Annotated in this window: 10 protein-coding genes; 1 reads left to right on the plus strand and 9 read right to left on the minus strand. The window is 59.4% G+C overall.

From position 1 onward, the window contains the following. The 8 genes from ABYO54_RS07950 to ABYO54_RS07985 all read right to left on the minus strand — a co-directional run. Window positions 1–540 (minus strand): hypothetical protein (locus tag ABYO54_RS07950; RefSeq protein WP_372807717.1); only part of this gene is annotated, 540 nt, incomplete at its 3' end. A gap of 103 nt (window positions 541–643) precedes the next feature. After that, window positions 644–1,603, minus strand: coding sequence for a type IV pilus biogenesis protein PilM (gene pilM / locus ABYO54_RS07955; protein ID WP_372807718.1), 960 nt, complete (start codon window positions 1,601–1,603; stop codon window positions 644–646). A 99-nt stretch (window positions 1,604–1,702) separates the two neighbouring features. Next, the gene (locus ABYO54_RS07960; protein ID WP_372807719.1) at window positions 1,703–2,119 is read right to left on the minus strand and encodes a type IV pilin protein; all 417 of its coding nucleotides are present in this window, start codon (window positions 2,117–2,119) and stop codon (window positions 1,703–1,705) included. 134 nt (window positions 2,120–2,253) lie between these two features. Continuing rightward, the gene (locus tag ABYO54_RS07965) at window positions 2,254–3,519 is read right to left on the minus strand and encodes a type II secretion system F family protein (protein WP_372807720.1); all 1,266 of its coding nucleotides are present in this window, start codon (window positions 3,517–3,519) and stop codon (window positions 2,254–2,256) included. A gap of 12 nt (window positions 3,520–3,531) precedes the next feature. Beyond that, window positions 3,532–5,241, minus strand: coding sequence for a GspE/PulE family protein (locus ABYO54_RS07970; RefSeq protein ID WP_372807721.1), 1,710 nt, complete (start codon window positions 5,239–5,241; stop codon window positions 3,532–3,534). 67 nt (window positions 5,242–5,308) lie between these two features. Next, a complete protein-coding gene (locus tag ABYO54_RS07975; protein WP_372807722.1) occupies window positions 5,309–7,048 on the minus strand; it encodes a secretin and TonB N-terminal domain-containing protein in 1,740 nt (579 codons plus the stop codon). A gap of 375 nt (window positions 7,049–7,423) precedes the next feature. Further along, window positions 7,424–8,089 (minus strand): response regulator, encoded by a 666-nt coding sequence (locus ABYO54_RS07980; protein WP_372807723.1) that lies wholly within the window; start codon window positions 8,087–8,089, stop codon window positions 7,424–7,426. A 37-nt stretch (window positions 8,090–8,126) separates the two neighbouring features. Beyond that, a complete protein-coding gene (locus tag ABYO54_RS07985) occupies window positions 8,127–9,452 on the minus strand; it encodes a sensor histidine kinase (protein WP_372807724.1) in 1,326 nt (441 codons plus the stop codon). Between the two features lie 226 nt (window positions 9,453–9,678). Here ABYO54_RS07985 and ABYO54_RS07990 point away from each other — a divergent pair, with 226 nt between their 5' ends. After that, complete coding sequence (locus ABYO54_RS07990) at window positions 9,679–9,981, plus strand: ferredoxin (RefSeq protein WP_372807725.1); 303 nt, start codon at window positions 9,679–9,681, stop codon at window positions 9,979–9,981. On the opposite strand, the gene ABYO54_RS07995 is transcribed toward ABYO54_RS07990, so the two are convergent. After that, on the minus strand, window positions 9,958–10,821 hold an 864-nt coding region (locus tag ABYO54_RS07995; protein ID WP_372807726.1), incomplete at its 5' end, for an FtsX-like permease family protein. The genes ABYO54_RS07990 and ABYO54_RS07995 overlap by 24 nt on opposite strands.

The following is a 10,821-nucleotide window of genomic DNA, read 5'->3' on the forward strand; positions in this document are numbered from 1 at the left end:
GGTCTGCCGCTCGCCCGTCAGGGGGCGGATGCTGGCCACGCGCTTCATCAGTTCTTTGTTGCTTTCCCATGCGGTCCGCAACTCGCGGACGGGATCGCCGCCCTCTTCCGAAGCCGGGGGCATCACCAACCCGAACAGCAACTTCCCATCCTCTGCGGAGAGCGACTGGAGCGAGACCGACTCGGGGAGATCGAGAAAAAGATTGTGGATGACCGGCAGCAGCTGCGGCCGGCCCGCCAGCGAACGGCGAAGCGATGCGAGCTGGCCGGAATAGGCATTCAGGTCCCGGTAGAGCTTGTCGGGATCCTTGAAACTCGAATAGTCGATCCCCGGGATGCGCGAGGCCGATGCAACCAACTCGCGCCGCTCGTTCCGGTTCGTCATCCAGCTGATGACGTTGACGGTCGCGAGATAGCCCACCAACACCAGCAGCGCGAAGCACAGCCCCAGATAGAGGTGCATGCCGGTATAGAAACGCTGGCGCATCTCGAACGAACTGGTCAGCTCCTTTGCCAAATTTATGCGATAGTCAGCAGCCATGGTTTTCCCCTGGGTAGCATCCGGACTCCGTCAGGAGGATTCCGGGGGTCCGGGGGATCTCCCGCCGAACAGTCTCGTTGCTTATTCCTTCGTTCTTCATTGCCTATGTATTCCTTAGTCCAAGACCCAGGCTGGTCGTCATCAGCGGGGAGATTACATTGTTGTTTTTCGACGACTTGATGCTGTGCGCAATGGAAAAATTTGCGTCCTTCAGCGGGCTCCAGACTTCCGTGGGCAGGCCGATCGTGTCGTGGATCTGGGCCACGAATTCGGGATCGTCGGGCACGAAGCCGGTCAGCACGAGCTGGGTCACCGGCGTCTTGTCGACCTTCACGTGGTAATAGAGCAGGGCGTCGGAAATGTTTTCGATCAGGTACTGCAGTTTGGTCGACCACTCGGCCGAGCGGGAAATAATGGTGCGCGGATAGATATAGTGGTCGTTGTAGAGGATCGAGATGTCGGCGTTGTAGCGCGAGAGGTTCACCACGCACACCGCGTTGTCGACGTTGACCTTTTCGCCGCGCAACGCGAGAAAGAGATTGCAGAGCGACGTGCAGCCGACATCGGTCAGCACCGGGAAGAGCCCCGCTTTTTTCAACAGGTTGAGTTGGCGGTTGACTTCTTTTTTGGCCACGGCCACCAGAATGCCCTGGAGGGATTCGCCCAGTTGGGTATAGGGATCGTTTTTCGGGCGGTTGAGATGCCAGTCCAACACGATTTCATCCGGCGGGAGCTGCAGCGTTTCTTCGGCTTCGAGATGGAGCGCGGAAGTCAGCTCGCGCGGGGCGAGGTCCGGATATTTGAAATATTTAAGGCAAAGCGAGCGGGTCTGCAGCCCCATGCAGACGGACCGCGTCGGCATGAGCGTCTTCTTCCACAACTTGCGGATCACCTGGATGATCTCTTCGTCCGAGGCATCGGGGGCGTACTCCATCCACCCGGCATGCGTCAACGCGATCTTCCGGCGGCCCCGCCGCACGATGCGCGCCGCGCTAACAACGCCATCGGCAATGTTGATCCCCGCAATGTTTTCCCTGTTTTTGATGGATTCGGCCGCAACCATATTCGCCTCTTCGTTCCAATCCGGACTCGTATTGTTCTGTTTCTTTTCAAAAGATGCTTGGCAAGGCAGGCCCCGTGGCCTGCCTGCCAGAGGAGCAACTTAGTAGTTGCGGGTCCAGATGCCGTCTTCGTCAAGCGTCACAGCCATGCCGACGGACTTGCCTTCATCGTCGCCGCGCCCGCTCGTAGCCGTGCCGGTGCATGCGATGGTGTAGGTATTGGAAGACGTCCCCGTGAAGGAATAGTCGACATAGTCGAAGAACTGGCCATCCAGGTCGGTCGAGGAAATCATGTTGAGATTCGCCAACGTAGCCGGATACTGGTCATGCTCGGCCAAATAGACCCGAGCCGACGACAGAATGGTTCCGATGCCGGCTTCGGCTTCGGTGCCCATTGCACGCTTCTTGTTGCCCGACATCATCGGGATGGCAACGGCCGCCAGAATGGCGACGATAATTGCTACGACCATCAGTTCCACCAATGTGAAACCGGCTTTGTTTTGCTTTCTTGTCTTCATGTTTGCTTCTCCTTGTTACTTGTTGGTTTCCTTACTGACTGCGGGTACCCCAACCCGCCCTTTACTTACTCTCGAACAATTTCTTTTTACATATAACCACATGCTTCTATTGCACCACCCTCCTTCCAATCAGTTTACTTGACACTCATCGAGACCGAGAAGATCGGCATGTAGATCGCCAGGATCAAAATCAGGATGAAGGCGCCGAAGACGATGATGACCATCGGCTCGAACAACGCCATCGAGGTCATGATCGAGACCTCGACCTGGTCTTCGTACAGCTCCGAAACATTGTTGAGCACCTCCGGCAACTGGCCGGAGTCCTCGCCGACCCCCACCATGCGGACGATCAGCCCCGGGAAGATCCCGGATTTTTCCAGGCTGGCGGCGATGCGGTTTCCGGTCATGATCATTTCGCGGGCGCCGAGCACGTTGCGCTTGAGCAGTTGGTTGCCGGTGGCCTGCGCGCAGATTTCCAGGGCATTGGAGATCGGCACTCCGCTCTGCACCATGATGGCCATGCTGCGGCAGAAGCGCGCCAGGATGTATTTTTTCAGGCAGCTTCCGGCATACGGCATGCTGAGCTTGAGCTGGTCCTTGCGATACGAACCGGTCGGCGTCTTCCCGTAGAAGACCAGACCGGATACCACGATCGCCGTGCCGATGACGAGCATCAGGAAGTTATCCACAAAAAACTGGTTGACCGAAAAGACCAACCGCGTAAACACTGGCAGGTCGGAACCGAAGCCCGAAAAAATGTCGGTGAACTGCGGCAGGATGAACAGCGTCATGATCAGGCAGACGACAATGAAAAAGATGCCGATGAAAACCGGATAGGCCGCCATCGCCTTGATGCGGCGCTGGAGACGATCGGCCTTTTCAAGATAGGCCGCCAACTGCTGGAGGGTCGACGGCAACTTGCCGGATTCCTCGGCCACCTTCACCAGCCCCACGAACATTTCGTTGAACACCTTCGGATGCATGGCGACCACTTCGGAAAAACTCTTGCCTTCGTGCAGGCGGTCGACCATGTCCTTGCTGACGCGCTTGAGCACGGGATGCTCCAGCTCCATGCCAATGCCTTCGATGGCATCGCGCAGCGGCACCCCCGCATTCACGGAGATCGCCAGCTGGCGGCAGTATACCGCCAGGTCGGTCATCTTGACCTTGGATGAAAACGAGAAGGACTTCTTGGTTTTGTCGGCCGCCGGGGCCGGCTTGGGCGCGGCGGTCTTCTTTGCGGCGCCCGCGGCGGGCTTGGGTTCGACGCTGAAGAGGTCGACCACGGTCAGCCCTTTCTTGCGCAGCGCCTCCAGCGCGTCCAGACGCGTTGCGGCGTCCAGTGACGAGCGTACATCCTGGCCATCCTTGTTTTTCGCAATGTAGCTAAATGTCGGCATTTCAGAATCCTTTTAATCAGCCACGCACTTGGTGATGGCTTCGCTGATCGTCGTCTGCCCCTCGCGGACGCGCTGGAACGCGTTTTCGGCAAGGGTCTGCATGCCGCCCTCGATCGCCTTGCGGCGCAGGGCCATATCGTCCGCTTCCGTATGGACGAGCTCGCGGATGGCGGGCGTCACCTCGAGGAACTCGAAGATGGCGCGCCGTCCCTTCATGCCGCTCTTGCGGCAATTGTTGCAGCCTTTGCCATGCATGAACGGCCAGCTTTCGGCATCGGGAAAGACGGGCTTGACCCATTCCATCTCGGCGGCGTCGGGTTGATACGGGGCCTTGCAGTTCGGGCAAATCGTCTTGACCAGGCGCTGGGCAATAACCAGCCGCATGGTGGCCGCCGTCAGGTAGGACGGAATGCCGATGTCGCGCAGCCGGCTGAACGACGAGGTGGCATCGTTCGTATGCAGCGTACTGAGTACGATGTGCCCCGTGAGCGAGGCGCGCATGGCGATCTCGGCGGTTTCCGAATCGCGGATTTCCCCGATCATCACGGCGTCGGGGTCCTGGCGCAGAATGTGGCGCAGACATTCCGCGAAGGTCAGGCCGATCTTCGGCCGCACGGGCATCTGGTTGATGCCTTCGATCAAATATTCGACCGGGTCCTCGACCGTCTGCACGTTGCGCGTCGGGCTTTTCAGGATGCCCAGCGCACTGTAAAGGGTGGTGGTTTTACCGCTTCCGGTCGGTCCCGTCAGCAGCACGATTCCATTCGGCATGCCCAGGATTTCGTGGAAGCGCTTCAGGCTTTTGCCTTCGAAACCGATGTCCTCGAGATCCAGCACCAGGCTTTGCTTGTCGAGAATGCGCATCACGACCTTTTCGCCAAAGACCAGCGGCATCGAGGAAACACGCACATCGATGACGCGCCCGGAAAACTTGAACTTGAAACGGCCGTCCAACGGCAGGCGCCGCTCGGCGATATCCATCTCCGAAAGAATCTTGATGCGGGTGATGATGGCCTGATAGAGCGATTTCGGCGGCGGAGTGACCAGATGCAACGTGCCATCCACGCGCAGGCGGACGGAACAGCTGTTTTCGCCGGGCTCGAAATGGATATCCGAGGCGCCGTCGCGGATGGCCTCCATCAGCAGCAGGTTGACGTAGCGGACCACGGGCGCGTCGTTGGCGTGAACCAGCAACTGGTCGACATCGCCCAGATTGGTTTCGAATTCGGATTCGTTGGCCAGGGCCTCGACATCGACGATGTCCTGCAAACTCGCCTCTACGTAGGCCTCTTCCTTGTAGCACTTGTCGATGATCGCGTTGATCTTGTCTTCGGTGCTGACGGCCTTGTGGATCTCGAGGGTGGTGAGCGAGCGGACGGTATCGACCGCGTCCATGTCGAGCGGGTTCTTCATGACCAGCGTAAGGGAGACCCCCTCTTCCTTGGTGAGGGGAATCAGGCAGTAGCGACGGGCGACGGATTCGGGAATCATGTCGTATTCGTCGCGCTGGAGATGGAACTCTTCGCCGAGGTCCAGGTAGGGAATATTGAGCAACTCGGAATACGTCATCGCGATATCGGCCGGCGAGGCCAACTGTTCCTCGATGAGAATATCGGTGAGGATACGCCCGGTTTGCTCTTGGATGGTCAGCGCTTTTTCAAGCTCCGACGTGCCAACGCGTCCGCTGCGGATCATCATTTCACTGAGTTGGTCGGTGATCATTCCTTGCTTTCCTATCGTTTAAAACTTATTTGGATCCGGGCCGAGGCCCGGACCGGGGGCGGGCCCGTTAGTTGACTGGAACACTGTTCGTGGAAACCGCGGCAGGCGCCGGCGTTCCATCCATCTGCTTGACCAGCTCCAGGATTTCCGTGTTGGCGGTTTTGGCGGCCTCGACCTGGGTGGCTTCCGTTTCAACGGCCAGCACCTTTTCCGCCCGCAGCTTCTTGGTGATGTCCATGTTCACTCGGGCTTCGTAGTTTTCGACCTTCGAGGCGGAATCGATGGCGTGGGCGTCGTTGTCCACAATGGTGGCCTTGATGAAGATCAGCAGGTCCACCTTTTCCTTGCGGAGGGTTTCATTGCGGAACAGACGCCCCAGGAAGGGGATGTCGCTGAGCAGCGGAATCTTTTCGATCGTTACCGTATCGCGTTCTTCCTGCAGCCCGCCGATCACCGCCACATTGCCGCTTTTGATCATCACTTGGGTTTCGGCTTCACGGATGCGCAGTACCGGATAGTCGGTGCCGGAGGCCGAATCGGAACCGGAATAGACGCGGCTGGAGGCGAAGGTCGAGATTTCGCTGACGGCCGGATGCACGATCATGTTGATGTAGTCGTCGTCGCAAACCTGCGGGATGACGTTGAGCTGGATCCCGATGTTTTCGTAGTAGTCCAGCCGGGTGGACGTGGTGGAGCTCGAGCCGCCGCCGCTATTGTTGCTCGACTCGATGATCGGATACTTCGAGCCCACCAGCAGAGCGGCTTCCTGGTTGTTGACGGTCAACAGTTTCGGTGCGGAGAGCACGTTGGCCGAATCGTCCTGGGCAATCATGTTGAAGAGGAGTTCGAAGCCGGAATCGCCGAGGATGGTGTGCGAGAGATGCAGGCCGGAATCCTGCGAAAGGCTGCCTGCGGCCCCCATGGAGAGCGGGTCCGGATAGCCCGTGGTGGTGTTCAGGATCCGGTCGAGATCGGTCAGCGTCGTCGGCTCGAGCGAACTGGATACGCCGCTGTATGAATTGACGTTTTCAATCGCCCCGAAATAATCGAGCCCGATCTGCGAGCCGGCATCGCTGGTGAGCTCGATGAACTTGGATTCGATCATGACCTGGGCCGGAAGCATATCGACTTCCGCAATCAGCTTGTCGATCTTGGTGATGGAGGAAGGAACGTCGGTAATGACGAGGGTTTTGCTCTTCTTGATCTCTTCCTGCGTTTCGCGACGGGCGCGAATGCCGGATTCGACGGCGGCTCCGCCGGTGCCTTCCCCGCCAAACTCCCACCCGGGCATGCTCTTGGTTTGCAGGATGGTGAATTTACCGCGCCCCGACAGCTGCGCGGAGCAGATATCCATGATGTCGTAGGCATCGATATATCTGAGCTTGAAAACCTTGGTCATCAGCGGCTCGATCCCCTCGACCGTCACAATGTTTTCGAGTTTGCTGATCACGATGGTGTCGCCCACCACGCGATAGCCGAAGCCGTAGGGTTTCAGGATGACGTCGAGTGCCTCTTCCCACGGGATATTGTTCAAGCGAACGTTGACGCTTTCGGAAACCACATCGGGTCCCACCACGATGCTCTGCCCGGTCTGCAACGAATAGGCCTTCAACACCTCGGAGATGTTGGCGTCCTTCACATTGATGGTAACGAATTCGGAGGTCGCAAGTTCCTCGTCCGCTTCAATGATTTGCGCTTCCGCTTCCGCGTTATTCTGTTGGGCCACGGCCGCCATGGGGCCGATCGCAACAAGTGCGATCGCTCCCGCCAGGGATACTACGGTTAGCTTTTCTCCATATGTCATCATTGGTTTCTCCTTTTAAACCCTTCTTCGAGCATCGGTTCCCGTTTAAAGCACCTGCCGTGCCAAATCCCTTGCGCCATCATTCGATTCTTTGATAGATCCCTTGGTCTTTGTTTCGCGCCGCCCCGCTCAGACCCCCGCAACTCCGCATCTACCGAGAGGATTGCGCACCCCGACGAAATCCACAAGACGGGCAATCGCTGAAAGAACCATGGAACAATCCCCGGCGCCGAACTCGGGGGAACCCGAAGACGGCCTATCGGGGGATCCCCGATGCCCCATCGGAGCCGCCCCGATGAATCCGGGGAGCGCAAAAAAAGGCCATTTCTTCCGTGCGAAGAGAATAGCCTTTGTTTAATGGGGTTTGGTGGATTTCGATCAGGACGATCGATGCGACTCGTTTTCAACCCAGTGGATGGCGCGCTGCATCAGCTCGGTACCACTGCGCAACTGGAGCTTGTCTTTGATGTGGGCGCGGTAGGTTTCGATGGTCTTGATGCTCAGGCTGAGTTGCTCGGCAATTTCGCGGGTCGAGTTTCCGCGGCCGATCAACTCGAAAACTTCGAGTTCGCGCAAACTCAGCGCGTCGGCTCCACTCCGCTGTTTTTCCCCGCTTTTGCGAAAAGCCATCTTTAACATTTGCGAAGACATCGTCTTACTCACGTAGATTTCACCGTCCAAAACCTTTTCGATGGCCTGGATCAGGGTCGTGGCCGCGGCCTGTTTCATGACATAGCCGCTGGCCCCCGTCTTCAGGGCGTGTTCGGCATAGAGCGATTCGTCGTGCATCGACAAGACCAGCGTCGGGATCTGCAACCCGAGGTCGTCGATGGTCTTGATCAGTTCGAGGCCGTTGGAATTCTCGAGCGAAATATCCACCAGCACCACGTCCGGGGCCTTTTGCTGGATCTCAACCAGCGCCTCGCTCACGCTGCCGGCTTCTCCGCAGACCTCCAGGCCCGCCTCCTGCTCGATCAGCTTGATCAACCCTTGGCGCACGATGGGATGGTCATCGACCAGATAAACCTTTCTTTTCTTTGCCACGGGCTGCCTGGGGGGGGGCTCTGCGCTCGCCATAATCCTATGCCTTGGTTTCCACTGGTTCGTCCACTTCCATACGACAGATCAGTTGCGTGCCGCCGTTCTCCGCCTGCGTGATGCTCAGCTGGCCGTTGATCGCGGAAGCGCGGTACTGCATGGTCTTCATCCCGATGCCGCCGCCGTTCTCCATGATGTTTCTCCAGCGCCCGTTATCGCGGATGGTCAGCCGGGGCCTGCGATTGGGTTTCGTCAGCAGGATTTCCACCAACGTGGCTCCGGAATGGCGAACGGCATTGTTGACCGCTTCCTGGGCGATCCGGAACAGATGGGTTTCGACGGCCCCATCGGCAAACTCGAGCGATTCGTCGATCTGCACCTCGCACCGCAGGCCGCAGCTTTCCCTGGTGACGCGCGCCAGCTCCCTCAACGCCGCGAAAAAGCCGCGCTGAACCACGTCGGAGGTCATCAGCCCGCGGGAAATCTGCCGGATCTGGTTGCTGGCGTCGTCGGCCAGCTCGGAAATCTGCACCGCGTCGACGTCGGCCGGATTGCCTTCGCGCTGGAGCCCGTTGGCCAGCGAACGGCTCAACAAGCTGATGCCCGTGAGCAACTGGCCGATCGAGTCGTGCAGGTCTTGGCCAATACGCCGTCGTTCGCGCGTGGCCACCTGCGAGAGCTCTTCCGCGAAAAACTGCGGGCGGGAAACATCGCAAACGGCATAGAGCGCCAGATGGTCCGGCGCCCGGTACTTTTTCACTTCCACGTCGCACCGGGAACCGCACAGGCCATGCAATACGCAACCGTGGATCGCTTCATTGGCGTCGGCGGAACTCGTCTCGATAATCCCCCGGTCGGCCTCGGCAAAAAGATCGCCCAACGACAGGCCGACGAGCATCTCCGAGGAATATCCGAAATCCTTGGGCACCTTGGACCCGGCGGCTCGAATGGTGCCGGCCGGATCGACCAACAAGTAGCCGATGCGATCGTCCGCCGGCGCGGCCGCCTCGGCCGGACCGTCCGGATCCGGAGGCGCAACGGAAAGCTGCACGCAGGCAAAACGCCATTTGCCCCATTTGCGTTCGTAGGGCAAAACATGGAGATGCTTCATCCACCCCGCGCCATAGGAGAGCGAGAACGATGCGGGCTTGCGGGAGGCGAACGCCGCCGCCAAAAGACCGCTCTCAAAGGCCGCCGTCGGATCGTCCAACAGCGGGAAGAGGTCCGGCTCGGCAAGCAGCCGCCGCTCCGAATGGAAGTGGTGGTGCACACGCCGCTTCTCGTCGAAAACGCAGAAGACCACGTCCGAAACGCCAACCGGCGGCGCGGGCTCATTCTCTACATTTTTCTTCAGCAACGTACGGAACATGCAGTCCCCCCAAAACGGATAACCCATCACGCATCCATGATTCACCGCGTGTTTGACGTACCCTACTCCGGCCGGCAGGAGAGGTCAACCGCACAGAAACCGCGGTCCGGCCTTTCGCGCTTCCGCCGTTCGGGGGTGCTGGGCGAAATGCCGCGGCATTTGTCTTCCATCCCAACGCATTCCCGGTAATCTTTATCGCCATACCATTGTTTCAGGAGAACCCGCCATGAAAACCCAGCAAGCCCCCTACCAGGCCCATTTGTTCGTCTGCACCAAAACGCGCGGCGACCAACGGAAATCGTGCGGCGACGGCGACAACCCGGACCTGAAAACCATCCTGAAGGACGAGGTGAAGCAACGGGGGTGGAAATCCGCGGTGCGCGTCTCCGAGGCCAGCTGCCTGGGGGTCTGCGACGCCGGGCCGAACATCATGATCTACCCGCAGAAAATCTGGCTTTCCGGCGTCACCCGCGCCGATGTTCCCAAAATCCTCGAGCTGGTCGGCTCACTCGTTTCTGAGTCCGCATAAGGCATCGCCTCTAAGGGCAAGGCCGATGGCGGCGGCCATGCAGCCCGCGCCGCAGACCACCACGAAAAGCAGTAGCGCCAGCAAGAATCCGGGCGAGGCCTGCGTCTTGGTGATGAACAGCGCCGGAACCATCGCCACCGCCGCCGAACCGATCCCGACCGCCAATCCGGCCAGCATCAGCACCCCATGCTCGATGGCGAGCAGTTTGCGCAGATGCGCATCCCGGAAGCCCACCGCCCGCAGCAGCGCGGTTTCCGCGCGCCGATCCTGCACGTTGCGCAGCACCGTCACGCCCATGCCCAAACTGCCGACCGCCAGCCCCAGCGCGCCCAACACCAGGAACATGGCCAAATAGGTCGATTCCACCGCATAGAACTCCAGCAGCCGCTCCGTCGCCGGAACCACATCCAGCCCCGCGCGCTCGTGCTTCCGCGCCGCCGGCGGCTCGTCCATGAGGAACATGCGGTAGCCTTCCTCTCCCGGAAACTTCGCCGCAAAATCCTTTTCCGAGATGAGCAGCGTTCCCTGGAATACCGAAAGCCGCATCGGCAACTTGCCCACCAGTTTCACCCGGAACGCATTCCCGGCTTCGTCGACATAGTCGAGCAGATCGCCCGACTCGATGCCGGTCTTGGCTTCGAGCCCCCACATCGCCGTGTCCGAATCGCCCACCAGCGCCGGAACCATCCCGTCCGGCAACCGGACGTTTAGCAAGGACCACACATCCTCGTCCGCGCAAAACGCGCCGCGCCCCGACATCGCCGACGGATCAACCCCCAGCAAACGCGGCGTCCGCGCCCGGTTCAAATTCAGGCAGCTCGCGTCGTCGCCGTCGCGCAC

It is taken from the genome of Pontiella sp., from assembly GCF_041622395.1.
In the GTDB taxonomy this organism is placed as follows: domain Bacteria; phylum Verrucomicrobiota; class Kiritimatiellia; order Kiritimatiellales; family Pontiellaceae; genus Pontiella.

Coding starts and splice junctions, on each gene's coding strand:
- pilM (WP_372807718.1), bottom strand. CDS start 1,603: ATGGTTGCGGCCGAATCCATCAAAAACAGGGAAAACATTGCGGGGATC.
- ABYO54_RS07960 (WP_372807719.1), bottom strand. CDS start 2,119: ATGAAGACAAGAAAGCAAAACAAAGCCGGTTTCACATTGGTGGAACTG.
- ABYO54_RS07965 (WP_372807720.1), bottom strand. CDS start 3,519: ATGCCGACATTTAGCTACATTGCGAAAAACAAGGATGGCCAGGATGTA.
- ABYO54_RS07970 (WP_372807721.1), bottom strand. CDS start 5,241: ATGATCACCGACCAACTCAGTGAAATGATGATCCGCAGCGGACGCGTT.
- ABYO54_RS07975 (WP_372807722.1), bottom strand. CDS start 7,048: ATGATGACATATGGAGAAAAGCTAACCGTAGTATCCCTGGCGGGAGCG.
- ABYO54_RS07985 (WP_372807724.1), bottom strand. CDS start 9,452: ATGTTCCGTACGTTGCTGAAGAAAAATGTAGAGAATGAGCCCGCGCCG.
- ABYO54_RS07990 (WP_372807725.1), top strand. CDS start 9,679: ATGAAAACCCAGCAAGCCCCCTACCAGGCCCATTTGTTCGTCTGCACC.